Genomic DNA, 22344 nt, shown 5'->3' with positions numbered 1-22344 from the left:
GCCGATGGTGGCCCCACACCTCGATCGGCTCGCGGCGACGCGGCCGAGCCCGGCGCGGGCTACCACCGAATCACGCTGGGTGGCAGATCCGTTCGGCGCTGACCCGGAGCGTTGCGCATGACGAAACAGCTAAGCCCTCGCCAGCCTCGAATGTCTCGACGACTGCTGTCGCATTGCCACCCACCGGCGAGCATCAGCGAATACTCGCAGGGACAGCTGCGAATCCGCGGCAACACCACGCCGCGGGGCGTCCGCGTGCTCGCCATCGTCGGCGAGCTCGACCTGGCCACCGCGCCGCTGCTGGAACTGGCACTGGACGACAGCCAGCACGCGTCGGCTGTGGTCGCGGACATGAGCAAAGTCGCCTTCCTCGGCTTCGCCGGCGTCGACGTGCTCATCCGCGCTGCCGCCCGCGCCGACAGCCGCCTACGCCGGTTCGCCGTCGTGGCATCGACCCGCCCGACCCAGCGGGCCCTCAGCTTGACCGACGCGTACGACCACGTATCCTGTTATGCCCGTATGGATCTCGCGATGCGGGCTGTCGCGGAATAGTGACGCGGTGGCCACCCTCCGCTCCCGTTGCGAGCAGGTGGTGGCCGAATTTTGTGTCCGGTGCCGCCGCTCTTCGGCGGGTGTGTTGCGATGGTTGATATGACCTCGGGTGCAGTGGAATCGTCATCGGCGGATGGTGTGCGGGCGTTCGACGGGCTGGCCACGGCGTGGTCGCGGGGGATGGGCCTGCGGGTGCCGGTGGTGAACGCGCCGATGGGGGGAGTGGCGGGCGGACGATTCGCGGCGGCGGTGACGGCCGCGGGCGGGCTCGGGATGATCGGGATGGGGAGCACCGGGTCGGCGCGGGCGCTGGAGCGGGAGCTGCGCGAGCTGGGCGACGTGCGCGGTCCGTTCGGGATCGGGGTGGTGGATTGGGTCGTCGGTGCGGAACCGGAGTTGCTCGAGGCCGCCATGGCGGCCTCGCCTGCGTTGATCTCGGTGAGTTTCGGTCGGGACCTGTCCTGGGTGGAGCGGGTACGGGAGGCCGGAATACACACGGCCACACAGGTATACACCGTCGACGAGGCGCGTCGGGCCGAGGATGCGGGCATCGATGTCGTGGTGGCGCGCGGCGCGGAGGGCGGCGGCCACGGTGCGCCGGAGATGGCGACCCTGCCGTTGCTGGACGCGGTGGTCGGCGCGGTATCGGTCCCGGTCCTGGCCGCGGGCGGTATCGGCTCGCCGGCGAGTCTCGCGGGCGTGCTCGCCGCGGGTGCCGCCGGAGCGTGGGTGGGTACCCGTTTGGCCGCGTGTTCGGAGTCGTTGCTGGCCGATGGCGCGCGCCGGGCGATGGTCGCCGCCGAGGGCACCGACACGATGCTGACGCGGGTCTTCGACGTCGGCATGGAATGGCCTTGGCCGACAAGGTTTCCCGCCAGGGTGCTGCGCAACGAGTTCGCGAACCGGTGGACCGGTCGGGAGCAGCGGCTGTCCGACGACGAGCAGGCCAAGCAGGCCCTCGCCGCCGCGATGAGCGCGGACGACCCACGGATCGCTCCGGTCGATGCCGGGGAAGCCGTCGGGATGGTTGCCCGGGTCGAACCGGTGGGCGCGGCGATCGAGAATCTCTGCGCCGGTGCCGCACGATTGCTCGAAGGGCGCACGCCGCGTCGGTGATCACCCGCCCGAGTTACCGTCCTCGATACCGGCTCTCGATGTGTTAACAAATGTAAATCGCCGGAGAACCCACGGTTTCCGAATGATCACCGGAACGGCGGCGAAACACCCGTACCGTGCGGTATTTCCGCTGGATTCCGGGTTTTCACGCAGGTGGGGCTGTTACGGGAGACAACGCGCGCCCGGCCTCCGATGACCACGACATTGCCGCGGCCTCACCGCGCACAATGCGCTGCGGCGGGGTGTGAGGAAACTGTTTGGACGCACGTCCCCGCGTCCTTACAGTCGGAGCACCAGCCCGATTTTCACAGCTCGAAGGGGGCGTCGTGGCACAATCACGGACCGACCGACCATCCGCCGACGCCGGCGACGCACTCCTGCGATTGGGCAAGTATTTTCACCGCGGCGAGATTTCGGCGGACCAGCGCACGCTGCACAAAACTGGTGGCCGCGGCGCCGACGAGTTCTATCGCGACCGCTGGTCGCACGACAAAGTGGTGCGTTCTACCCACGGTGTGAACTGCACGGGATCGTGCTCCTGGAAGATTTATGTCAAAGACGGTGTGATCACCTGGGAATCGCAGCAAACCGACTATCCCTCGGTCGGCGCGGACAAACCGGAGTATGAGCCGAGAGGTTGCCCGCGCGGCGCCTCGTTCTCCTGGTACACCTATTCGCCCGCCCGCGTGCGCTACCCGTACGTGCGCGGGGTGCTGCTGGAGATGTACCGCGAGGCCAAGTCCCGGCTCAAGGACCCGGTCCTCGCGTGGGGTGAGATCGTCGAGGACGCCGCGAAAGCCAAGCGCTACAAGTCATCTCGCGGCAAGGGCGGTTTCGTGCGCGCCGAGTGGTGGGAAGCCGCCGAAATCGCGGCAGCGGCGCACGTCTACACGATCAAGCAGTACGGCCCGGACCGGGTGGCGGGCTTCTCGCCGATTCCCGCCATGTCGATGGTCAGCCATGCCGTCGGCGCGCGGTTCATCTCGCTGCTCGGCGGCTCGATGCTGTCGTTCTACGACTGGTACGCCGACCTGCCGGTTGCCTCACCGCAGGTGTTCGGCGACCAGACCGACGTCCCCGAGTCGGCGGACTGGTTCGACGCGGGCTACCTCATCATGTGGGGCTCGAATGTGCCGGTGACCAGGACACCGGACGCGCACTACATGACCGAGGCGCGCTACCGCGGGCAGAAGGTCGTGGTGGTTTCGCCCGACTACGCCGACAACACCAAGTTCGCCGACGAATGGGTGGCGGCGCGGCCGGGAACCGATGCGGCCCTTGCCATGTCGATGGGGCACGTGATGCTCAAGGAGTTCTTCGTCGACCGGACGACGGACCGCTTCACCGACTACGTCAAGCGCTACACCGATCTGCCGTTCCTGATCACCCTCGACGAGCGCGACGGCGCGCACGTGCCCGGAAAGTTCCTCACCGCAGCTGATTTGGCGGCCGCCGGTACGGTTGCGCAGGGGGCAACCGAACCGCGCACTCCCGGCGCGGAGGGCGACGAGTTCCGCACGGTGCTGCTGGACGCGGACGCGAATCCGGTGGTGCCCAACGGATCCCTCGGCGACCGGTTCGGCGCCTCGGGTACCGGACGGTGGAACCTCGACCTGGCGGACATCGATCCGCTGCTGACGCTGCACGGCCGTACCGACGATGCTGCGGCCGTGCGGTTTCCCCGCTTCGACACCGATGTGCCCGGTGTGCTCACCCGCGGCGTGCCGACGATAGTTGTTGCAGGCAAACGGGTTACCACGGTGTTCGACCTGTTGCTGGCGCAGTACGGTGTCGGCCGCGACGGCCTGCCCGGCAACTGGCCGACCGGCTACGACGATGCGTCCGAGCCGTACACCCCGGCCTGGCAGGAGGCCATCACCGGCGTCCCCGCCGCGCAGGCGACACGCATCGCGCGTGAATTCGCGGACAACGCCGACCGTTCCGGCGGCCGCTCGATGATCCTGATGGGCGCGGGCACCAACCACTGGTTCCACTCCGACCAGATCTATCGCGCGTTCTTCACGCTGACCCTGCTTACCGGCTGCCAGGGCGTCAACGGCGGCGGCTGGGCCCATTACGTCGGCCAGGAGAAGTGCCGTCCGGTGACCGGCTGGTCCACCCTGGCGTTCGCCGCGGACTGGCAACGCCCGCCGCGGCAGATGCAGGGCACCGTCTTCTGGTACCTCACCAACGACCAGTGGCGCTACGACCCGTTCACCGCAGAAACCTTCGCCTCGCCGTTGAACGAGGGCCGGTTTGCCGGCCGCACCGCCGCCGACAATATCGCGCTGGCCAGCAGGCTCGGCTGGATGCCGAGCTACCCGACGTTCGACCGCAATCCGCTGGACCTGGCGGACGAGGCCGAGCAGGCAGGCAAGTCGGCGCCCGAGCACATCGTGGACGAGCTGAAGTCCGGCGACCTGCGCTTCGCCTGCGAGGACCCGGACGCGCCGGAGAACTTTCCGCGGTGCCTGACGGTCTGGCGGGCGAACCTGCTCGGCTCCTCCGGCAAGGGCAACGAGTACTTCCACAAGCACCTGCTCGGCGCGGACTCGAATCTGCAAACCACCGACGTCACCGGTGTCCGCCCGCAGGAGCTGGTCTGGCGCGACCAGGCGCCGACCGGAAAACTGGATCTGCTGCTCTCGCTGGATTTCCGGATGACCAGCACCACGCTGTTCTCCGATATCGTGCTGCCCGCCGCGACCTGGTACGAGAAGCACGACCTGTCCTCCACCGACATGCACCCGTTCGTGCACGCCTTCTCCCCGGCGATTTCGCCGCCGTGGGAGGCCAAGACCGACTTCGACGCGTTCCATCGGATCGCGCGCGGGTTCTCCTGGATGGCGGAGAAGCACCTCGGCGTCCGCAAAGACATCGTCGCGGTGCCGCTGCAACACGATTCGCCCGACGCCATGGCGCAGGCGGGCGGCCGGGTCCTGGACTGGAAAGCCGGTGAGTGCGAGCCGATTCCGGGCAAGACCATGCCGAAACTGGTCATGGTGGAACGCGACTACCCGAAGATCGCGGAGAAGATGGCGGCCCTCGGCCCGCTGATCGACACCCTCGGCCTGACGACCAAGGGCGTGACCACCTACCCCGACGAGGAAGTGAAGTACCTCGCGGCGACCAACGGCACCGTGGTTTCCGGTGTGGCACAGGGGCGGCCGTCGCTGGCCAAGGACACCCACGCCGCCGAGGCGATCCTCGCGCTGTCCGGCACCACCAACGGCAGGCTAGCGGTACAGGGCTTCGAGGCACTGGAGCGGCGCACCGGTACCGAGCTGGCCGACCTGGCCGCCGAACACGAGGGCAAGCGAATCACCTTCGCCGACACCCAGGCTCGGCCCGTCCCGGTCATCACCTCGCCGGAGTGGTCCGGCAGCGAGACCGGCGGGCGGCGGTACTCGCCGTTCACCATCAACACCGAACGGTTGAAGCCGTGGCACACCCTCACCGGCCGCCAGCACTTCTACCTGGACCACGACTGGATGCTGGAACTCGGTGAGCAGCTGCCGATCTTCCGGCCGCCGCTGGACATGACCGCGTTGTTCAGCGAGCCCGATGTGGGCGCGGTGACCGAAAAGGGCGTGACAGTCCGGTATCTGACGCCGCACTCGAAGTGGTCGATCCACTCGGCGTACCAGGACAACCTGCACATGCTGACGTTGTCGCGCGGCGGCCAGTCGATCTGGATGTCGGAGAAGGACGCCGCGAAAATCGGTGTCGCCGACAACGATTGGATCGAGGCGGTGAACCGCAACGGTGTCGTCGTCGCACGGGCCATCGTGTCGCACCGGATGCCGGAGGGCACCGTGTTCATGTATCACGCGCAGGACCGAGCGGTGGACGTGCCGCGCATCGAGGATCGGCCGGAGGTCAACGACGCCCGCGGCAAACGCGGCGGCATCCACAACGCGCTGACCCGGATCATGATCAAACCCTCACACCTCATCGGCGGCTACGCGCAGCAGTCCTTCGCGCTGAACTACCACGGCCCCACCGGAAACCAGCGCGACGAGGTAACGACTATTCGCCGCCGCTCGCAGGAAGTGGAGTACTGACATGGCCCGACGAGGTACCGACGCTCTGTCCGATGGCCGCTCGCAGGAAGTGGAGTACTGACATGGCCCGACGAGGTACCGACGCTCTGTTCGATGGCCGCTCGCAGGAAGTGGAGTACTGACATGGCCCGACGAGGTACCGACGCTCTGTTCGATGGCCGCTCGCAGGAAGTGGAGTACTGACATGCGCGTCATGGCCCAGCTCGCCATGGTGATGAACCTGGACAAATGCATCGGCTGTCACACCTGCAGCGTCACCTGCAAGCAGGCGTGGACCAACCGCGGCGGCACCGAGTACATGTGGTTCAACAATGTGGAAACCCGTCCGGGACAGGGGTATCCGCGCCAGTATCAGGACCAGGAGAAGTGGAAGGGCGGCTGGCAGCTCAACCGCCGCGGCAAGCTCACCCTGAAATCCGGCTCCCGGATGAAGCGGCTGCTCAACATCTTCGCCAACCCGGACCTGCCCACGGTGGCGGACTACTACGAGCCGTGGAGCTACGACTACGACAACCTGTTGTCGTCCCCGGCGATGGACACCACCCCGGTCGCGCGCCCGAAATCGCTGATCACCGGCGAGGACACGAAGATCACCTGGGGCGCCAACTGGGACGACGACCTCGGCTCCGGCCCGGAACAGGTGGGCAAGGACCCCCTGCTGTCCCGGCTGTCCGATCAGGTGAAGCTGGAGTTCGAGCAGACCTTCATGTTCTACCTGCCGCGGATCTGCGAGCACTGCCTGAACCCCTCGTGCGCGGCGTCGTGCCCGTCCGGCGCGATCTACAAGCGCGCCGAGGACGGCATCGTGCTCGTCGACCAGGACAAGTGCCGCGGCTGGCGCCAGTGCGTCACCGGCTGCCCGTACAAGAAGATCTACTTCAACCACAAGACGGGCAAGGCAGAGAAGTGCACCTTCTGCTACCCGCGGGTGGAGGTCGGTATCCCGACGGTCTGCTCAGAGACCTGTGTCGGCCGCCTGCGCTACATCGGCGTGATGCTCTACGACGCCGACAAGGTTCTGGAGGCGGCCTCGGTCACCGAGGACAAGGACCTGTACCCGTCGCAGTTGGGCGTGTTCCTCAACCCACACGACCCACGGGTAATCGCTGAGGCGGAGCGGGCCGGTATCTCACCGGAATGGATTCAGGCGGCACAGGATTCGCCGATCTACAAGCTGATCGTCGACTACCAGATCGCCTTGCCGCTGCATCCGGAGTACCGCACCATGCCGATGGTCTGGTACGTGCCGCCGCTGTCGCCGGTGGTGGATGTGCTGTCGGAGACCGGCCACGACGGCGAGGACGCACGGAACCTGTTCGGCGCGATCGACGCGCTGCGGATCCCGGTGGAGTATCTGGCCGAGTTGTTCACGGCGGGTGACGTCGGACCGGTGCGCGCCGCGTTGCAGCGGTTGGCGGGGATGCGGGCGTTCATGCGGTCGGTGAACCTCGGCGAAGAACCGGATCCGGCGATCGCCCCCTCGGTGCGGCTGGAGCCGGAGGAGATCGAGGCGATGTACCGGCTGCTGGCGATCGCGAAATACGAACACCGGTACGTGATTCCGTCGGGTGCGGGGTCGGAGGCGCATCAGCTGGACGCGTTGGCCACCGGGTGCAGCCTGGACAACGACGGCGGGCCGGGGATGACGGCGTTCGACACGATGGTGGAGAAGTTCCACCTGACCGACACCAATGGTGCTGCGCCGGAAGAGAAGTCGAACCGGGTCAACCTGCTCAACTGGGATGGGCAGAGCACCAACGGCTTGCTGCCCTCGCCTCCCAACGGTAAGGCCCCGAGCAACGGCGCGGCGCTGGACGGCGCGTCCGACGACGGTGTGGCAGCCGATGGAAGCAATGGCGCCGTACCCGACGGCGTGCCGCCCGTAGCCACGACTACCGGAGCACCCCAGTGAGCGCGCGCGTCCCGAATTCGAGCGAGGGTCCGTCATGTCGCTGCTGAAGGTGCGCCGCAGGCCCGAGCCGGCGGTGCCGATGGCCGAACGCGACCGGCGCGTGGTGTGGCGGATCGCCGCGCTGCTGCTCGACTACCCGAGCGAGCAACTCCTCGCGATGACCGACGACCTGGTCAGCGCCGCAGCGCAATTGCCGGAGCCGGTGCGGGAGCACCTGATCCAATTCCTCACCCACCTGCGCGCGAGCGCACCGCTGGACCTGGCGACGCGCTACGTCGAGACCTTCGACATGCGCCGCCGCTCCAGCATGCACCTGACCTTCTACGCCTACGGCGACACCCGCAAGCGGGGGATGGCGCTGCTCCGGTTCAAACACGCCTACCGGCACGCGGGTGTCGAGCTCGGTGACGAGGAGCTGCCCGACCACCTGCCGGTGCTGCTGGAGTTCGCCGCGACGGTCGATCCGATCGGCGGTGAACGGCTGCTCGGCGAGCACGTGCCGGTTATCGAACTGCTCCGGCTCTCGTTGGCCGACAACAGGTCTCCCTACGCCGCCGTGCTGGCGGCGGTGGTCGCCACACTGCCGCCGCCGACCACTGCGGACCGGCGCCGCATCGCCGAGCTGGCCGCGCAGGGACCACCGGAGGAAGAAGTGGGACTCGAACCGTTCGCCATGGATCCCACCATGTTCGCGCAAGGAGAAGGCCGCCGATGACCAGCACCCTGTGGTTGACCCTGCCGTATGTGGCATTCACCTCGTTCGTCCTTGGCCACCTGTGGCGGTACCGGAACGACCAATTCGGTTGGACCACCCGCTCTTCCCAGGTCTACGAGAGCCGCCTGCTGCGCCTGGGCAGTCCGCTGTTCCACTTCGGCATGCTCGGGGTGATCGGCGGTCACGTGATGGGCGTCCTGATACCCGAGTCGTGGACCGCCGCGGTCGGGATCTCCAAGCACGCCTATCACCTGGTCGCGGTGTCGGCGGGTTCGGTGGCGGGCGCGGCGGTGCTGGCCGGTGTCGGCATCCTGCTCTATCGCCGGTTCACCGTGCCCGCGGTCCGCAAGGCCACCACCGCCAACGACAAACTGATGTACGCGCTGCTGGCCGCCGCCTTGATCACCGGCCTGCTCAATACCTGGGGGAGCAACCTGCTCTGGGGTACCTACAACTATCGCGAAACCGTATCCCCGTGGTTCCGTAGTCTTTTCACGCCGAATCCCGAGCCCGGCCTGATGGTCGGTACGCCGTGGACCTTCCAGGCGCACGGCTTGGTCGTGCTCACCCTGATCGGCATCTGGCCCTACACCCGCCTGGTCCACATGTTCAGCGCGCCCCTCGGCTACCTGACGCGCCCCTACATCGTCTACCGCCGCAAGGAATCCAACGCCCCCGACACCCGCCGCTACGCTCGCGCGTGGGACGCACCTGTCACCCCGGAACACTGGCGTTGATCCGCGCTCCGCGAGTAGCACTTCCACGCACCTGAAACGCCGCCGTGGCACGTGGGATTGTTCTGCGCGGGGGTGCCCAGGCGGTAGTCCAGCGACTCGATCTCGTGCGCGTCGAGGTAGCGGATTCCACCCCGGAGGGTGGTCGCCGACCGCGTCGAGCGGGCATGTGCTTGGGTGAACGCGTGCGGAAACGGACCTGGCTCAGCATCGGCAGCGGTCTTGTACTGGCGATCCTGTGGGGTGAGTGGGAGAACTGGCGCGCGTCGCGCAGGGTGGTCGGGTCCGTCGCGGGTGACTCCGAGGCCGTGGTCGTGCTCGGGTATCGCGACGCCGGAACGCGCGCCAACCTGATGAATCGGTGGCGGGTGCGGGCGGGGCTGCGGTCCATCGATCCGGCCGCCACCCGGACTCGGCTGGTGCTGTGCGGCGGGGCCTGCGCCGGCTCGCATACCGAGGCGGCGCTGATGGCGCGCTATGCCACCGAAAGCGGTGGGTATCGCGGGGAGCTCGTGTTGGAGGAGTCGAGCCGAAGTACGTGGGAGAACATCGCTTTCGCGATTCCCTACCTCGAGGACGTCGAGCGGATCAAGATCGTCTCGTTGCCGTTCCACGCCGAGAAGGCCCGGCGCTATCTGCGCAAGCAGCGCCCAGACCTGGCCGACCGCCTGGTGCGCGGCAGCGAGTATCGGTTCGGCGACCTGCTGCCGTTCACGCCGCTGCTCGCCGTGTACTGGCGGCTGAAGGATGCCCGCGACGTCCCATGACGCTCGGCTGAATCAGCCTGTGCGCCACAGGTAATCGCCGATCAGCGCCGACCGGATCCGGAGAGCTCGAAGGCGTCGGCCTTGGGTTCGCGGGTCGCGCGCCAGTAACTCGTGCCGGTGCCCGGCCAGGACTGCCGATTGCGGCCGGTGTGATCGAGGAACCAGCTGTGGCACCCGCCGGACACCCACACGGATTTGTCGAGTTTGCCGTGCAGCCAGGTGTTGAACTCGCGCTGCACCTCGTCGCGCACCTCGAGCCGCGTCGAACCCCGGTCCTCCATCATGCGCAGGCATTTCACGATGTAACGCACCTGGGATTCGATCAGGAACAGGATGGATTGCGCGCCGCCACCGGAATTCGGGCCCATGATCATGAAGAAGTTCGGGAAACCCGCCACCGTCATGCCGTAGTAGGCCTGCATGCCGTCGCGCCAGGCCTGCTGAATGGTGAGCCCGTCCCGGCCGACGATGTGCTCGTCGGCGCAGCGGTTGCCGGTGGCGAAGCCGGTGCCGAGAACGACCACGTCGGCCTCGTGCAGTGCGCCGTCGGCCGTGCGGATTCCGGCTTCGGTGAATTCCTCGATGCCCTCGGTGATCAGGCTGACGTCCGGACGTTGTAATGCCGGATAGAAGTCACTGGAGAACAGGATGCGTTTGCAGCCGAAGGTGTAGGACGGGGTGAGCTTCGCGCGCAGCTCCGGGTCGGGCACCTGCTTCTTCAGCTGGTGCAACGACATCCATTTGAGCAGGGTGTTCAAACGGGGATGGAAATATCCGGCCACCGGAGCCTCGTGCAGCCAGAAGGCGGCATTGCGGTAGATCTTCATCGCGCCGGGGAAGGCCTTGAACAGGCGCTGCTCCAGGGTGCTGACCGGGCGGTCCAGCTTCGGCAGCACCCAGTGCGGGGTGCGCTGGAAGACCTCGACATGTGCTGCGGTATCGGCGATTTGGGGTACCAGCTGGACGCCGCTGGAGCCGGTGCCGATCACCGCCACTCGTTTGCCGGTCAGGTCTACCGAATGGTCCCACTGGGCCGAATGGAACACCGGGCCCTTGAAGGTGTCGCGCCCCTTGAACTCCGGAATATTCGGGACGTGGAGTGCGCCGTGCGCGGCGACCACGGCACGCGGCCGATACTCGTCACCATCGGCGGTGCGCACCACCCACCGGTCGCTGGTGGCGTCGAATTCGTAAGACACGGCTTCGGATTGGAATCGGATATACGGTTCGAGCTCGTAATCCTTGACCACCCGCCGGATGTAATCGAGTATCTCCGGCTGCGGGGCGTACATCCGGGTCCAGTCGGTATTGGGCGCGAACGAGTACGAATACATCATCGACATGATGTCGCAACCGCAACCGGGATAAGTGTTTTCCCGCCACACGCCCCCGACCCCGTCGGCCTTCTCCAGGATGACGAAATTCCGCTCGCCCGCCTCCAGCAGCTTGATCGCCATTCCCACACCGGCCAACCCGGTACCCACGATGAGAACGTTCGGATCCTGCCCGCTCACCTGATCCATAGACGCCATGTTTTCCCTTCACTGCACCTAGACGGGAAGGTTAGCGTTTCGAGAACCCCCCGGTACACCCCCCGAGCAGGTGGACTTTCCGCCGGTTACCCGGAGCCCGCCAGGGCTGGCCTCAGCAAGCCGACACCCTTTCCATAACCCGCACACCGTCTCTACCTGGTGTGCGGGTTACGAAAAGGGTGTGCGCTGCGGCGAGTCAGGCGGGGTGGTTGGAGATTGAGACGACGGAGTTGTCTACGCGGACCTCGTACACCGGCAGTCGTGCCGAGTCGTCGTCGAGGCAATGCCCGTCGATCAGCGAGTACGCCTGCTTCAGTAGCGGTGAGATGACGACAGGGGTGCCGTTGCGGTCACCGACGAGCCCGCGGGAGATCACGGCCGCGCGGGCGATGGGGTCGATATTGCCGACGGCGGCGAGGGTGTCGTCCGACAGGCGGAACAGGGCGGCTTGGGCTGCGGTCTCGCCGCTGCCCAGCAGCACTGCTACGCCGCGACCGGGGATCAACCGGTCGATGCCGCATGCCCGGGTCCACCTGGTGCCGAGAATCGCAGCGCTGCTGAGGGTTTCGACGGTCGTCATCGGGAGCTGCTCGCCGCGGCCTCGGCCTCCAGCACGAAGGTCTCCGCCTCGACCACCACGTCGGCCTCGGTGCGGTTGCTTGGCCTGCGCAGGAAGACGGCCCAGACCACCACGGCACAGGCGACATAAAAGCCCATGAAGACCCAAAATGCGGTGGTGGCCGACTGGGTGGACGCGTAGGACGAGCGCAGCATCAGGTTGATGCCGACGCCGCCGAGCGCACCGATCGCGCCTACGAAACCGATGAGCGCGCCGGAGGTGTTGCGTGCCCACGCGGCCTGCTCGTCCCGAGAAACGTTGAGGCTCTTGGACTTCGCGTCGAACACCGACGGGATGATCTTGGTGACGGACCCGTTGCCGATGCCGGACAGAATGAACAGTGCGATGAAGCCCGCGATGAGTGTCACCATCGCCGCGCCGCTCGGCACCCCGCCGTTGCGATCACCGAGCGTGCTCGCCACCACGACGGCCACCGCGGCCACCATCATCGCGCCGAAGACATACAGGGTGACCTTGCCGCCGCCGATCCGGTCGGCCCACTTGCCGCCGTACGGGCGGGCCAGCGACCCGAGCAACGGGCCGATGAACGCTATCTGCGCCGCGTGCAATGCGGCCTGCGCCGCGCTGTCACCGCCGGCCTTGAAACTGATCTGCAGCACCTGACCGAAGGCGAAGCTGTAGCCGATGAACGAGCCGAACGTGCCGATGTAGAGGAACGCGATCGCCCAGGACTGCGGCACCTTCAGCGCCGCGACCATGTCCGCCAGGTCAGCCTTCTGGTTGCGCAGATTGTCCATGTAGACGGCGGCGCCGAGCGCGGCGAGCGCCACCAGGACGAGATAGATCGCGCAGATCAGCGACGCGTAGCCGTTGCCGAGGGTGGCGATGATCAGTAGGCCGAGCAGCTGGATCGCCGGAACGCCGATATTGCCGCCGCCCGCGTTGAGCCCGAGCGCCCAGCCCTTGAGCCGCTGCGGGTAGAACGCATTGATATTGGTCATCGACGAGGCGAAGTTGCCGCCGCCGAAGCCGGCGAAAGCGGCCACCACCAGGAACGTCGTGTACGAGGTGCCCGGCTGATTGATGAAATACAGCGTGAGCAGCGTCGGGATCAGCAGCAGGAATGCACTGAAGATGGTCCAGTTGCGGCCGCCGAACTTCGCGGTGGCCACGGTGTACGGAATGCGCAGGATCGCGCCGACCAGGGTCGGCACGGCGACGAGAAAGAACTTGCCAGCGGGATCGATGCCGTAGGTCTCGGTGGGCATGAACAGCACCATCACCGACCAGATCGACCACACCGAGAAGCCGACATGCTCGGCGAATACAGACCAGATCAGATTCCGCTTGGCTACGTCCTTACCGCCGGCTTCCCAGGCCACCACATCTTCGGCATCCCAGTTCTCGATGTCACGGTTACGCGTCAGCGTGCTCAACTCAGGCCTCCCACAATCGGTTGTCTCCGACGGTAGGCAGCGGGTATTGCCGACATGATTCGTGGAATGACCAGGAGATCAACGGTTGCTCACGGAGCGCTGAGTGGCCGCGTGATGCCGGGTGCCGCTCGCGCGGTTCCAGCCGGTCAGTCGGCGCGAGGCCGGAGCACGTCCTCGAAGAGGGCATCCACCAGATCCTGGGGATAGGTGAGCCCGTCAGTGCGCGGAAAACTAGGGGCCCGACGACGGCGTCGATATTGGCGTAGGTCCCGACCGAGATGTTCACCGAGGTGATGGTCACCAACGCCCTGAGCCCGCTGCGCGCCGTCGAGACCCTCCGCGACCTCGTCGTCCCTGGCGGAACCGTCGCGATCATGTCCTCCGAGCAGGGCAGCATCTCGCAGAACACCGAAGACGGCTACGAGCTCTACAAGGCGAGCAAGGCCGCTCTCAACCAATTCATGCGTAGCTACGCCACCCGCCATGCTGACGACAGCCACACCAAACTGCTGATCGACCCCGGTCACAACCGAACCGAACTCGGTGGCCCCGACGCCCCGCTCGCGCCGGCGGAGAGCATTCCTGCTGTTGTCGACGTCCTCGAAGCCCAGTCCGGAGACCCGGCCTGCAGTTCCTGGATCGCCACGGCAAAACCGTTCCCTGGTAACGCTTAATGCCGACGGGCACCCGCTGCCTGCCTCGAGATAGGTTATCGACGCTGTCACGCGCAGGGTGGGCACGGCATAGAACTTGGGGGATTGCGATGTTTCGACGGTTGGCATTGATCGCTCTACTGATGGTGACCGCGGTTGCCTGCCAGGAGAACGCGGCGAACCCGCCGGAGCCCCCGGTCGCGACCGGGCCGGAGGCGGAGATGTTGGCGCGGTTGCGCACCACCGACATCTGCGCACTGCTGCCGCGCGCGGAGCTGGCGAAACTCGGCCCGGTCACGGCCGTCGGCACCGATCAGTTGTACGGGTGCAGAGCCAAATTCGGCACCGACCGCAACACCGGGACCGAGGTGGATTGGCTGGTGCGTGCGGTCGATCAAACCGGGCCGGACCAGGGAGCCACCGTCACCATCGACGGCATGACCGTGAACCTGCTCGGTGACAACGATGTCCGCTCGCCGGAAGAGGTCATGAGTGCGTCGACCCGCACCTGCACCGCCTATGCACAGCTGCCGACCGGCGGCTCCATGTCCCTGATGGTCACGATCCCACCGGGAGTCGAACCATGCCCGGCCGCACAATCCCTCGTCACCGTCGCGCTGGCCGAGTGGAAACGCCATCCGCGCGTAGGTGATTCGCCGGACACGGTGCGAACGGCGGTCACCGGCAAGGATCCGTGCGCGGTACTGGCGAAGTTGCCGGATGCGATCCGCGGCGATTCCGAATGGGTCGATCGCTGCTGGTTCAGACTCGACGGCGACGCGATCTATGTCGGCTACGGGCACTCGGCCGACCGCGAGTTCAAGAACTACGAGCGCGTGGAAGTCGCTGGGCAGCACGCATACTGGACATCCAACCAAGCCAATGGCAGCTACCGGATTCGCGTCGGCCAAACCTTCGATCCCGTCGCCGACAACTCCGACTACGCGAGCGTGCCCGCCGTGACGATCAACGGCCGCGACCGAGCAACCCTCGAAAAGGTCACCGCCGCAGTCCTGGAAGTGCTACCAGCAGTGAAATGACCAGGGCCCGAACGACATCGAGCAACCGACACGACCTGGACGACTCTCGGGCCGGGAAGGGCGGCGTCGGACCATGGCAGACGACCTGACTGTAACTCGGTTGCTGGTGATACCCGCAGCCGAGCTACACGAACGATTCTCCCGATCGTCCGGTCCGGGCGGCCAGCACGTCAACACCACCGACAGCCGAGTAGAGCTATCGTTCGACCTCGCCAACTCACCCTCGGTACCGGAGTGGCTGCGCCCCCGAATGCTCGATTGCCTGTCCACCCGCCTGGTCGACGGCGTGCTCACGATCGCCGCATCGGAGCACCGCGCACAGCTACAGAACCGCGCCGCCGCCCGCGACCGCCTGGCCGCATTACTGCGTGAAGCCGCCGCCCCACCACCAGTTCGCCGCGCCACCAAGCCCTCACGCGGAGCAAAAGAACGCCGCATCGCCGCCAAGAAGCGGCGCGGCATCACCAAACGCAACCGCCGCGCGTCCCCCGACGACTAGTTCGAACAGGCCCTTCCCGCTTCGAGATCCAGAGGCGGCGACAGGCCTCCGTGGACCTCACGGCACGGCGTCGCTAGCCGCGGCGTCGAAACGCGCTGCGATCATCCTGACCAAGGCACGTACCGATACGGCAGAACTGCTCGACGCCTTGAAAACGGTTGCCGCCAATAAGAATTGATGGGTGCGGCGTACCCTCGGGTGGTATGACCGAACCGAAACGGAGGCGCGTCAGGGTCGAGACGAGTCAGAAGCGGGTACGGGTCTACCTCGGCGGGCACCTGGTGGCCGATTCGACCCGGCCGGTGCTGGTTTGGCAGACCCCGCACTACCCGGTCTAATATCTGCCGGTCGCCGACCTGTGCGTGAAACCACACAGGTTTCCCGCCACTCGAAAGAAAACAAATGGAACGCCGAAAACTATTGCACGGCATCATAACTGGAGTCGATAAGGACGGTTCTCCCGATGCCTGCAACCATCTACTGCTATCGCACGGCAACGGCTCAGCCACCCGACTTTCCCGATCAGGCGGTCCCCGGTGACTGCCGGATCGATGCGACTCCAGCGAATACACGGTTCGTCAGATGTGGACGTTCGCGACCGCGCTGTAGGCGGCATTCGAGTGTGCACGACTCCTACAGCGCGAGGCGCTCAATTGCGTGAGCGGGGCTCGATGGGCCTGGGTATTGTTGCGGTGCCGCCGACTCGGACTCGTGGGCCGCGCGGTCCGGGGCGAGTAGTGGCTGTGATGGTGGATGGTTGGTCGAGCGAGTCGCCCATGTCGACATCCAGTGCGGAGAAGCCGTGATCGGCGAGATGTGCTGCCAGGCAGGCGGTGCTGTTGGCGTTGGCGATGTCTTCTGGCACACCGATCCCTGGGGCGAACATCCGAGCCGCGGCGTGTCCGTCCGGGGTCGGTGTGCTGTAGACGTAGCAGCCCAGCAGTCCCAGCTGGTCGCACGCGTCGCGTAGCCGGGCCATGTCCGGTGCCAGGCCGCTCAGGATTGCGCGGTCGGGAACTTGTACGAGCATTCGGGGCCGACCGACCGAAGCGATACGGCATGGTGCGCACGCCTCGGCGGGATCGATGCCCACGGCGGTCAGCACCGGCTCGCTCTCTGCCATGGTGGGCGTGCTCAGCTCAACGGGTCCGGGATCGAAAAATGCCTCGTATCGGGTGCCGTCGCCGGTGGCCCGACCGCGAAAAGTGCGGCCGCCGGACCGCAGCACGGCCTCGTACTCCTGCATCTGCGCACGGTGGGCCAGAACCGCCAGTGCAGCGACGGTGCCGTGTCCACAGGCCGGCAGTTCGCCTGCGGCAGTGAAGAAGCGCAATGAGACAGCCGCGCGGCCGGGCCGGACAAACACACCGTGCGATGCGCCAACCACACCGGGTAATGCACAGCGCTCGGCGTCGCTCAGCGTTGGCTTCTCATCGGCCACCACGGTCGGACTTCCACCCTGTCCTGCACGTTGGCAGACGTGGACGAGCAGCATCTCCGGCCCCATGAAACCAAAAGACTAACAAAGGGTTTCATCAACTCCCGGCCGTAGAGTGTGAAATAGCAAGCGTCTATCGACAGCCTGTCGTCCCCTTGAACGCACTCAGCTCGGCGGCTGCCGGCGCTCGAGCGCCGACGACGGTCAAATCCATCGCGACCCGCAGCCCCACGGCCACCAACACCGTGCCTGTGAATCGTTCCAGCGGCAGCCGTACGCGCGGGCGCTGCAACGCCCGGCCGAGCGCGCGCCGACCAGTTGCGCAGGACCAAGACGTTTGGCGACCTTCATGCCTCGGCAGGGTTCTGCTCTTGCGTCTGCGCCCAGGTGGTCGCCCATTCGTCGAGCGGTCGGAGGGCATGAATGAGTGCTTCCCCCAGCGGAGTGAGCTCGTAGCCATCGGCGGAGGGGGCGATGATCCCGCTTGATGTGAGTTCGCGAAGCCGTTGGTAGAGGACACTGGAGGACAGGCTGCCGCATCGTGTCAGCAGCGTGCGCGCACCGAGCGGACCCGCGCGCAGTTCCCAGAGAATTCGCAGTGCCCACCGACGGCCGAAGAGGTCCAGCGCGGCCATGATCGGACGGCCGGTAGTCGATCCACGAACCGGTGTTCCGGGGCGCGGTGTCGGCATGATCCTCCTTGCGTTTCGTTTTTCGAAACATTAACATCCGTCCGGTGTTTCTAATTCCGAAACAGCCTCGACGGGAGTGCCTACACCATCGCGGCGCTGGTCGGCATCGGCGCCATAGCGATCACGACGTTGATAAGCCTCGCACTCGCCGTCGGCGCTTGTGCGAGACCAACCCGTAAGTCAGATCTACTCGTTCCAACACTGGAGGTTCCATGCCCAAGGGCTACTGGGTCAGCGTCTACCCCACCATCGAGGACCCCGAGAGGCTTGATACCTACAACGAACTGGCCGGTCTAGCCGTCGCGGGCGCGGGCGGGCGGGTGCTCGCCGGCATCGGCAGCCGGGTCGACGCACACGAAGCCGGAATCGCCGAGCGCGTGGTCCTGATCGAGTTCGACAGCTTCGAACAGGCGGTCGCCGCACGCGCGAGCGCGGCCTACCAGAAGGCGTTGGCCGAACTCCCCGACGGCTTCGAGCGCGACTTCCGCATCGTCGAAGGCATCGACTGACCAGGGTCCAGTCGGATCTCACTGAAGATCGGCGAGTTTCCCCGCTCCACGGACTCGACCACCGTCCCGTCCGGCAACCACCGCGTCGCGCCGTCGCACGCGGAAGTATCGGACTCCTGCGGTTGGGGTTGCCCGGTGCTGATCACGACGGTCAACCGCGATTCGTGTCGAACCGCTGCTGTCGCTGCTTTCCGAACCGCCGCTGCTCACCTGGGCAGTGCACATCCGGCTGCTGCAGGCCTGCCGCAACTCGGGTTTGCAACCGCCTGCCGCTGACGCCTTGCGGACCGTCGACAACCTGCATGTAGCGACCGCCCTCGCCGATCTCACTGACCGGTAACCCGCCTCGCAGCATCGGAAATATGCCTTGCCCGCCAGCCGATTCGGACGCTAGGCCGGTGATCGTTCATGCCGGTAGGTGGTTGGGGGAGTTGGGGACTGGGATTTGGAATTGCCAGGGGCCGGGGAGGGTGGGGTGGGCGGCGGCTTGGGTGTGTAGGTGCAGGTAGTCCGTGCGGGGGAGGTCGATGGCGCCGAGGGAGGTGAGGTGGGGGGAGGTGATCTGGCAGTCGATGAGGGGGAAGTTCCAGGCGGCTAGTTGGGTGCAGAGCCAGTACAGCGCGATCTTGGAGGTGTCACGGGCGCGGGAGAACATGGACTCGCCGGCGAAGGAGCGGCCGCATGCGACGCCGTAGAGGCCGCCGACCAGGTCGCCGTTGCGCCATACCTCGACCGAGTGCGCATGGCCGAGCTGGTGCAGTCGCTGGTAGGCGGCGAGCATGTCGGGGCCGATCCAGGTTCCAGCCTCGCTGTCCCGCGGTTGCGCGCAGTTCGACATCACCTCGGCGAAGGCGCGATCCATGGTTACCGCGTAGTCGGTGTTGGCGACGGATCGGCGATAGGACTTGCTTACTCGCAGGTCGGTCGGCACGAGGATGCTGCGCGGGTCCGGGCAGTACCAGTGGATCGTTTCGCCGGGGTTGTACCAGGGAAAGATGCCCGCGGAATAGGCGCTCAACAGCCGCTCCGGCGACAGGTCCCCGCCGAAAGCGACCAGTCCGGACGGATCGGCGAGCTCGACAGGCGGGAAAGGCTGGTCTGGATCGACCAGATACATCCGCATCAGGTCGGTAGCGTCGGTCACCGGACAGAGATTACCGACCTGCCGCAGGCTGCGGCGACGCCTATTTCCGGGGAAACGGCCGGTGGCTGAGGCTTCGATGCACCATCTCGGTGAGGGTGACGATGTCGAAGACGGGGAGGCCGAGGCGGTCTTGGATGGCGTGGCTGTAGGGGGCCAGGTCGGTGCATTCGATGACGAGTGCGCCCATGTCAGGGTTGGCCGAGGCCAGTTGCTCGATCTCGGTGAGTACCTCGATTCCGAGGCGCTCGACGTCGAGTGTCGTCCGGCGTCCTTCCAGGATGACCTCGCGAAACTCGGGCTGGGCGGCCATCCCGGCGACGCAGATCGGTGCCGACTCACCGCCGATCGCCGCCAGATGACGCCGGGTGAGCGACTCCTTCTTGGCAACCAGCAGGCCGACTTTGCGATTCGCAGCGAGCATGCGGTGCACCATCGGTAACTGGATGAGGCTCGAGCTGTACAGCGGAATCCCCACGGCGTCGGCCAGCTGCTGCTGGAAGATGACGAGGAAACCGCATCCGCTGGTAATCGCCGCCACACCACGGGATTCGAGTTCCTTGGCGGCGATGATGAACGGCTCCAGCAGGGTCGGATCGGCCTCGGTCACCATCCGCTGCGGTGTCGCGCCCTGCACCACCTGGTAGACGACCGGGAAGTCGAAGGTCGTCGGATTGCGGATGTGCCCCGGGATCTTGGTGAACGCGGTGTCGAGGCAGAGGACGCCGATTGCTTGCTCGCCCTTGGTATTCGGTTGGTGGGCCACGGTTATCGCCTTGTCGATTCGGTGCTGCCGAACCGATCCGGCCGCAGCGGGGCCGGCTCGGTGATCGGTTGTTCGCCCGCCAGGATGTGGCTGATGAGCTCGCCACCGGCGGGCGCGAGCCCCATCCCGATGTGGCCGTAGCCGACCGCGACCAGCAGGTTGCGCAGCCCGGTGCGCCCGATCAGTGGCAGTCCGTCCGGCGTGCACGGACGCAAACCGCTCCAGGTTTCGCGGGTCTGCGTTTCTTCCAACTCGGGCAGGTATTCGCGGACGGTCCGCAGCATCCCTTGGACACGCCGGTCGGAGATGTTGTTGTTCATCCCGGTGAGCTCGAGCCTGCCGCCGATGCGCAGCCGGTCACCCAGCGGAACCATCGCCACCCGGCCCTCGCTCAGCAACACCGGCCTGCTGGGACCGCTCGGCGGCATGTCCATGGTGACGCTGTATCCCTTGATCGGTTGCAGCGTCAGCCCGATCCCCGCCAGCCGAGCACACTCGGTCGACCATGCACCCGCCGCGACGACCACGTCACGGGGGCGAAGATCCCCGCGGTTCGTATGCAGCCCTACGACTTTCCGAGCTCGGACCTCGAGACCGAGCACGTCGGTGCGCTCGCAGATCTCGATGCCCATCTCGCGCAGCAGCCGACCGAATTCGATCACGAACTCCGGTACGCGCAGATAGGCCCCCTCCGGGTTGTACAGCGCCCCATGAATGGCGAAACGGGTCTTCGGCTCGAGCTCGTCGAGTTCCCCCGGTCCGAGGATCCGCAGCGGTACTCCGCTCGCGACGGTCCGTGCCACCGATCGACTCGCAGCCGCGAACCCTTCTGCGGTCCGATAGGTCAGCACTATGCCGGGCGACTCGAAAGTGGCAGCGATGCTTGGTGATTCACACAGTCCGAGCAGTATCTCGAGGCTGCGCTTCTTCATCCCGACCAGCGCCCGAAAACCGGCCGCCGCAGCCGGCGCCGAGCAGGCCCGCCCGAAATGCCCGAGCCAGCGCAGCAATTCGCCGTCCAGTCGCGGCTTGACGTAGAACGCGGCATCCGGACTCAACATCCCGAGCGTGCGCAGCGACCGCATGCCTGGCTCGGCCAGCGGCGCGGCACCGTGGGTGCCGACGAAACCGGTGTTCCCGTACGAACACGACTGCGGCCCACCGAGCTCCCCGCGCTCCAGCACAGTCACCGAGGCCCCGCTGCGGCGCAGCTGATAAGCACAGAACAAACCGGCGACCCCGCCGCCGACAACCACCACATCCGGGTCGCTGCGCACGGGAGCCGCCCCCTCACTCGTCACGAACCCGACCTACACGGTGACGACGAAGAAGTTGGTGGGTAGGTTCACCACGACCCGCTCGTAGATCTCCGCCATGACCGCCGCACCGGGTTCGCTGAAGGTGCCCGGCGGCGGCTCGGCGAATCGGATCACCGACCGTCCCGCGTCGAACAGCTGTGCGCCGTGGCCGAAGTCGCCCACCAGGGCGGTGCCCGGCTCGACCAGGCGGGTGCGGACGATGAACATGCCGTTCTGCTCGAGATCGTCCATCAGCGTTCCGGTGCCCATGGCGCGGTAGTAGTCGACCGGGTTGATGATCATGCCGTCGGCGGTGCCACCCATCTGCTCGACCTCGTTGCAGGCGCGCAGGATCGTCGAGGCGAACGGCCCGGGGGAGGTCATCCGTTCGATCCCCGGCATGTTCAGCAGGCCGCCCTCGCCGCTGATGATCGTGTGGTTCTCGGCGGTACAGAGCCGGACGATCAGCCGGTAGTTGATGAAGGATTCGAACGTCTCCGGGTCCTCCCACAGCTGCGGCGGCACCTGCACCCAGGCCGTAGTGGTGAGCAGTTCGGGGATCGGCGACTTGTGGAACCGGCTGGCCAGTTCGCGGCGCACGTCGGCGCCGTCGATCGGGGCGTCGTCCGCGCCGGGTGCGCTCTCGTGCCAGTAGAACTCGCGCGGATCACGCGATAGATCAACGGCTTTGAGCATATTGCGCGCCGGGTAGCGCGGTTTGCGACGCGAGCTGGTCAGCGAGTCGGTGATGGTCACGTCGTACTCGACGGCGGCGTCGAGGCCGTCTTTCGCGCAGGCCTCGACGAACATCCGCCCCGGCGAAGGCTCTTTCTTCCGGTCCGCGACAACCTGCGCCAGCGTCTCTTTGACGCCTTCGGTCTTCAGCATGTGTGATTCCTT

21 protein-coding genes are annotated in these 22344 nt (G+C 66.4%); 12 read left to right on the top strand and 9 right to left on the bottom strand.

From position 1 onward, the window contains the following. The first annotated feature begins 150 nt into the window (after window positions 1–150). The 7 genes from DMB37_RS02505 (at window position 151) to DMB37_RS02475 (ending at window position 9860) form a co-directional block, all read left to right on the top strand. Complete coding sequence (locus tag DMB37_RS02505; RefSeq protein ID WP_167768689.1) at window positions 151–552, top strand: STAS domain-containing protein; 402 nt, start codon at window positions 151–153, stop codon at window positions 550–552. Window positions 553–651: 99 nt separating this feature from the next. Beyond that, window positions 652–1668, top strand: coding sequence for a nitronate monooxygenase family protein (locus DMB37_RS02500; protein WP_135231254.1), 1017 nt, complete (start codon window positions 652–654; stop codon window positions 1666–1668). Window positions 1669–1994: 326 nt separating this feature from the next. After that, window positions 1995–5732, top strand: coding sequence for a nitrate reductase subunit alpha (locus DMB37_RS02495; protein WP_135231253.1), 3738 nt, complete (start codon window positions 1995–1997; stop codon window positions 5730–5732). 184 nt (window positions 5733–5916) lie between these two features. Continuing rightward, the gene (narH, locus tag DMB37_RS02490; protein ID WP_135231252.1) at window positions 5917–7644 is read left to right on the top strand and encodes a nitrate reductase subunit beta; all 1728 of its coding nucleotides are present in this window, start codon (window positions 5917–5919) and stop codon (window positions 7642–7644) included. 34 nt (window positions 7645–7678) lie between these two features. Further along, window positions 7679–8359, top strand: a complete 681-nt coding sequence (gene narJ, locus DMB37_RS02485) for a nitrate reductase molybdenum cofactor assembly chaperone (protein ID WP_135231251.1) — start codon at window positions 7679–7681, stop codon at window positions 8357–8359. Continuing rightward, on the top strand, window positions 8356–9096 hold the full coding sequence (narI, locus tag DMB37_RS02480) for a respiratory nitrate reductase subunit gamma (protein WP_135231250.1): 741 nt from the start codon (window positions 8356–8358) through the stop codon (window positions 9094–9096). The genes narJ and narI overlap by 4 nt, the downstream gene beginning before the upstream one ends. 182 nt (window positions 9097–9278) lie before the next feature. Then, the gene (locus DMB37_RS02475; protein WP_206055162.1) at window positions 9279–9860 is read left to right on the top strand and encodes a YdcF family protein; all 582 of its coding nucleotides are present in this window, start codon (window positions 9279–9281) and stop codon (window positions 9858–9860) included. 41 nt (window positions 9861–9901) lie between these two features. On the opposite strand, the gene DMB37_RS02470 is transcribed toward DMB37_RS02475, so the two are convergent. The 3 genes from DMB37_RS02470 to DMB37_RS02460 all read right to left on the bottom strand — a co-directional run bounded on the left by DMB37_RS02470 (window position 9902) and on the right by DMB37_RS02460 (window position 13408). Then, a complete protein-coding gene (locus DMB37_RS02470) occupies window positions 9902–11383 on the bottom strand; it encodes an NAD(P)/FAD-dependent oxidoreductase (RefSeq protein ID WP_240772218.1) in 1482 nt (493 codons plus the stop codon). 205 nt (window positions 11384–11588) lie between these two features. Continuing rightward, the gene (nirD, locus tag DMB37_RS02465) at window positions 11589–11972 is read right to left on the bottom strand and encodes a nitrite reductase small subunit NirD (RefSeq protein ID WP_135231248.1); all 384 of its coding nucleotides are present in this window, start codon (window positions 11970–11972) and stop codon (window positions 11589–11591) included. Further along, entirely contained in the window at window positions 11969–13408 is a 1440-nt protein-coding gene (locus DMB37_RS02460) for an MFS transporter (protein WP_135231247.1), read from the bottom strand. The genes nirD and DMB37_RS02460 overlap by 4 nt, the downstream gene beginning before the upstream one ends. A 278-nt stretch (window positions 13409–13686) precedes the next feature. On the opposite strand from DMB37_RS02460, the gene DMB37_RS02455 reads away from it, so the two are divergent. The 4 genes from DMB37_RS02455 (at window position 13687) to DMB37_RS41180 (ending at window position 15938) form a co-directional block, all read left to right on the top strand. Next, window positions 13687–14082 carry an SDR family oxidoreductase gene (locus DMB37_RS02455; protein WP_240772217.1) on the top strand — a complete coding sequence of 132 codons (396 nt, stop codon included), beginning with the start codon at window positions 13687–13689 and terminating at the stop codon, window positions 14080–14082. 101 nt (window positions 14083–14183) lie between these two features. Then, entirely contained in the window at window positions 14184–15101 is a 918-nt protein-coding gene (locus DMB37_RS02450; RefSeq protein WP_135231246.1) for a hypothetical protein, read from the top strand. Window positions 15102–15174: 73 nt separating this feature from the next. Next, window positions 15175–15600: an alternative ribosome rescue aminoacyl-tRNA hydrolase ArfB gene (gene arfB, locus DMB37_RS02445; protein WP_135231245.1), complete on the top strand. Its 426-nt coding sequence runs from the start codon at window positions 15175–15177 to the stop codon at window positions 15598–15600. A gap of 203 nt (window positions 15601–15803) precedes the next feature. Then, entirely contained in the window at window positions 15804–15938 is a 135-nt protein-coding gene (locus tag DMB37_RS41180; RefSeq protein ID WP_167768688.1) for a DUF427 domain-containing protein, read from the top strand. Window positions 15939–16249: 311 nt separating this feature from the next. On the opposite strand, the gene DMB37_RS02440 is transcribed toward DMB37_RS41180, so the two are convergent. Both DMB37_RS02440 and DMB37_RS02435 read right to left on the bottom strand, forming a co-directional pair. Next, window positions 16250–17095 (bottom strand): PhzF family phenazine biosynthesis protein, encoded by an 846-nt coding sequence (locus DMB37_RS02440; RefSeq protein ID WP_240772474.1) that lies wholly within the window; start codon window positions 17093–17095, stop codon window positions 16250–16252. Between the two features lie 290 nt (window positions 17096–17385). Continuing rightward, a complete protein-coding gene (locus DMB37_RS02435; protein ID WP_206055160.1) occupies window positions 17386–17730 on the bottom strand; it encodes a helix-turn-helix domain-containing protein in 345 nt (114 codons plus the stop codon). A 212-nt stretch (window positions 17731–17942) separates the two neighbouring features. Between DMB37_RS02435 and DMB37_RS02430 the strand changes: the two genes are divergently transcribed. After that, window positions 17943–18239, top strand: a complete 297-nt coding sequence (locus DMB37_RS02430; protein WP_135231243.1) for a DUF1330 domain-containing protein — start codon at window positions 17943–17945, stop codon at window positions 18237–18239. A 406-nt stretch (window positions 18240–18645) separates the two neighbouring features. Here the strand turns inward: DMB37_RS02430 and aat are convergent, their stop codons facing one another. The 4 genes from aat to DMB37_RS02410 are packed head-to-tail and all read right to left on the bottom strand — an operon-like array spanning window position 18646 to window position 22332. Then, the gene (gene aat / locus DMB37_RS02425; protein ID WP_240772216.1) at window positions 18646–19383 is read right to left on the bottom strand and encodes a leucyl/phenylalanyl-tRNA--protein transferase; all 738 of its coding nucleotides are present in this window, start codon (window positions 19381–19383) and stop codon (window positions 18646–18648) included. A gap of 40 nt (window positions 19384–19423) precedes the next feature. Beyond that, a complete protein-coding gene (locus DMB37_RS02420) occupies window positions 19424–20146 on the bottom strand; it encodes an aspartate/glutamate racemase family protein (RefSeq protein WP_135231242.1) in 723 nt (240 codons plus the stop codon). 2 nt (window positions 20147–20148) lie between these two features. Continuing rightward, window positions 20149–21447, bottom strand: a complete 1299-nt coding sequence (locus tag DMB37_RS02415; RefSeq protein ID WP_135231241.1) for an FAD-binding oxidoreductase — start codon at window positions 21445–21447, stop codon at window positions 20149–20151. A gap of 9 nt (window positions 21448–21456) precedes the next feature. Beyond that, the gene (locus tag DMB37_RS02410; RefSeq protein WP_135231240.1) at window positions 21457–22332 is read right to left on the bottom strand and encodes a family 3 encapsulin nanocompartment shell protein; all 876 of its coding nucleotides are present in this window, start codon (window positions 22330–22332) and stop codon (window positions 21457–21459) included. Between the last annotated feature and the right edge of the window lie 12 nt (window positions 22333–22344).

Origin of the sequence: Nocardia sp. CS682 (assembly GCF_004634405.1) — a bacterium.
GTDB lineage: Bacteria > Actinomycetota > Actinomycetes > Mycobacteriales > Mycobacteriaceae > Nocardia > Nocardia ninae.
Note: the sequence above shows the minus strand (reverse complement) of the source record. Positions and strands in the feature narration are given on the sequence as shown.